Consider the following 2,584-nt stretch of genomic DNA (forward strand, 5'->3'; position numbering starts at 1 on the left):
GGGGGGGGGGGGGGGCGGGGGTCACATCACCCGGAACGAGCGCTTCGCGATCGGCGCGCAGACGCACACCAGGGCGAGGCACGCGACGAGGGTGGCGAGCAGTTCCGTGAGGGTGATGGTGCCGGCGACCATGCTGCGCGTGGCGTCGTTGGCGTAGGAGATGGGATTGGCCTGGGCGATCACCCGGAGCCAGGTTGGCATCGACTCCGGCGGGACGAAGGCGTTGGAGGCGAAGAGGAGCGGGAAGGTCATCAGGGTGGTGATCATGCGCAGCACGTCGCCGTTGCGCAGCACCGCGGCCATGGCGATGAAGATCCAGCTCATGGACCAGCCGACGAGCAGGCTCATGAGGATCGAGCCCACCACGCCCGCGATTCCGCCGGGGGGCGCGAAGCCGAAGAACAGCGCGGCCAGGACCGCGACCGCGATCAGCTGGTAGAGCGCCCGGGTCCCGTCGGCGAAGCTCCTGGCCAGCAGCACGCTGAACCGGTTGATCGGCAGGGTGTGGAAGCGGGTGATCACGTCGTTGCGCAGGTCGTTGATGAGACCGTTGCCCGCCTGGGCGCCGGCCGCGACCGCGGTGATGATCATGATGGCGGGGGCCAGGTTGTCGATGTAGGCCATGTCGGTCGGCATGCCGGGCGCGTCGCCCAGCACCTTCAACACGCCGGCGAACATCAGCAGCATGACCAGCGGCTCGACGAAGGTGACGACGAGCACGCCGGTTTGCAGGTAGGGCCGGATCGAGCGGCCGGTGAGGGCGGCGGTCTGGGAGATCAGCCCGCTGGTGCCCCACTGTTCGGACGGGTGCCCCCGGTCGGCCGGCCCTGTCCGCCGGCCGGCCTCGGCCTCGATGACCGTCATCGGTGCTCTCCTTCTTCGGTGGGAATGGTCGGGACGGTCACGCGGGCACCGACTTCCCGGTGGGTTCCCGGGTCAGCCGCAGGTAGACGTCGTCCAGGGTCGGCTCGGAGAAGCCGAGTTCGGTGATCTCGGTGCCCGCCTCGTTCAGGGTGCGCACGATGGCGGCGAGGTCCGCGGAGGCGGTGACCGGGACGCTGATGGTGGTACCGGACTCCTGGGGGATCGCGCGGATGCCGGTGTCCTCCAGCGCCTTCACCGCGCCGGGCACCCCGGTTTCCGTCGGCAGCGTCACGGTCACCATGCGTTGGCCGACGTCGGCCTTGAGCTCGCCGGGCGTGCCCTCCGCGATGACCCTGCCCTTGGACAGGAGGGTGATCCGGTCGCAGAGACGGTCGGCCTCCTCGAGGTACTGGGTGGTGAGCAGTACGGACACGCCGTCCTTGGCCAGTCGCTTCACGATCTCCCACACCCCGAGCCGGGAGGTCGGGTCCAGGCCGGTCGTGGGCTCGTCGAGGAAGATGACCTGTGGTGATCCGACGAGGCTGGCGGCGATGTCCAGTCGTCTGCGCATGCCGCCCGAGTACTGGGAGACCGGTCGCCCGGCGGCGTCGGAGAGTTCGAACAGCTCCAGCAGTTCGTCCACGCGGGTCCGGGCCTGACGTTTGGTCGCGCCGAGCAGGCGGGCGATCAGGACGAGGTTGTCCCGTCCGGAGAGCTGCTCGTCCACCGAGGCGAACTGTCCGGTCAGCCCGATGCAGCGGCGGACCTGCTGCGGCTCGGCGGTCACGTCGAGGCCGCGGATCCGGGCGGTGCCGGCGGTCGGTTCGAGCAGGGTGGAGAAGATGTTGACCAGGGTGGTCTTGCCGGCGCCGTTGTGTCCCAGCAGGCCGTGGATCGAACCCTCGGGGACGGAGACGTTCACGCCGTCCAAAGCGGCGACGTCGCCGAACGACTTCGTTACCTCTATTGCCTCGATCATGGGTGTGGCCACGTGCTCGGCCTCCGTTGCTTTTCCGGCGGCCCGGTGGCGGGCCACGGTTCGGATATGTCATCGAGAATTGCCGCCACCGCTGCCCCGTGATGCTAAAGCGGTACGGGTGTGGGGGCGGAAGTCCCTGCAGGTTCCTGAAATGCGGCGGATACCCCGGCCTCGACGGCGTTCCGGCGGTCAGGGACCGACGGGTTCCGCGATTCGTTCGGTGCGCGGACGCGCCATCCGCAGATAGTCCTCGGTGGCCAGTGCCATCGACAGGTCGAGCCGGGCGGCGTTGAAGTACAGGGTGTCGCCGCGCAACAGGTCCTCCTCGACGATCAATTCGAGGTCGGGGTGGAAGGAGAAAGGGATGATCGAGCCGCTGACCGAGCCGGCGAGTCGCTCGGCGGTCTCGCGGTCGGCGAAGCCGGCCCTGCGCCCGCCGGCGCATTCCGCGACCCGGCACAGGTCCAGGCGCCGGTCGCCGGGGATGACGGCGAGCACGTACCGGCGGGTCCGTTTGTTCGGCCGCACCACCACGACCAGGGACTTGGCGCTGCGCGCCAGGGCGTGTCCGCGCAGGGCGCTGGCCACCTCGGTGCGCCCCTCCGGGGGGTGCTCGATGAGTCGGTAGGAGGCCCCGTGGCGGTCGGCCAGTTCCCTGAGCCGCCCGTGGGCGGTCCGGTCCCGGGAGGGGATGCCGCCCCGGCCGTCGGTGTCGGTGTCGGTGTCGGGCAAGGGGACGGC

The 2,584-nt window shown here is 70.0% G+C and carries 3 protein-coding genes; all 3 read right to left on the bottom strand.

Annotation, left to right across the window (positions count from 1 at the left end; all coding sequences use genetic code 11):
- Positions 1-21 precede the first annotated feature (21 nt).
- The 3 genes from FOE67_RS22405 to FOE67_RS22415 all read right to left on the bottom strand — a co-directional run bounded on the left by FOE67_RS22405 (position 22) and on the right by FOE67_RS22415 (position 2,575).
- Positions 22-864 (bottom strand): ABC transporter permease, encoded by an 843-nt coding sequence (locus tag FOE67_RS22405; RefSeq protein ID WP_182666651.1) that lies wholly within the window; start codon positions 862-864, stop codon positions 22-24.
- Positions 865-901: 37 nt separating this feature from the next.
- Positions 902-1,843, bottom strand: coding sequence for an ATP-binding cassette domain-containing protein (locus FOE67_RS22410; protein WP_182666652.1), 942 nt, complete (start codon positions 1,841-1,843; stop codon positions 902-904).
- A gap of 189 nt (positions 1,844-2,032) precedes the next feature.
- Positions 2,033-2,575 carry a YbaK/EbsC family protein gene (locus FOE67_RS22415; protein ID WP_323385299.1) on the bottom strand — a complete coding sequence of 181 codons (543 nt, stop codon included), beginning with the start codon at positions 2,573-2,575 and terminating at the stop codon, positions 2,033-2,035.
- Positions 2,576-2,584 lie beyond the last annotated feature (9 nt).

The organism is Streptomyces calidiresistens (assembly GCF_014141525.1).
Taxonomy (GTDB): domain Bacteria; phylum Actinomycetota; class Actinomycetes; order Streptomycetales; family Streptomycetaceae; genus Streptomyces; species Streptomyces calidiresistens.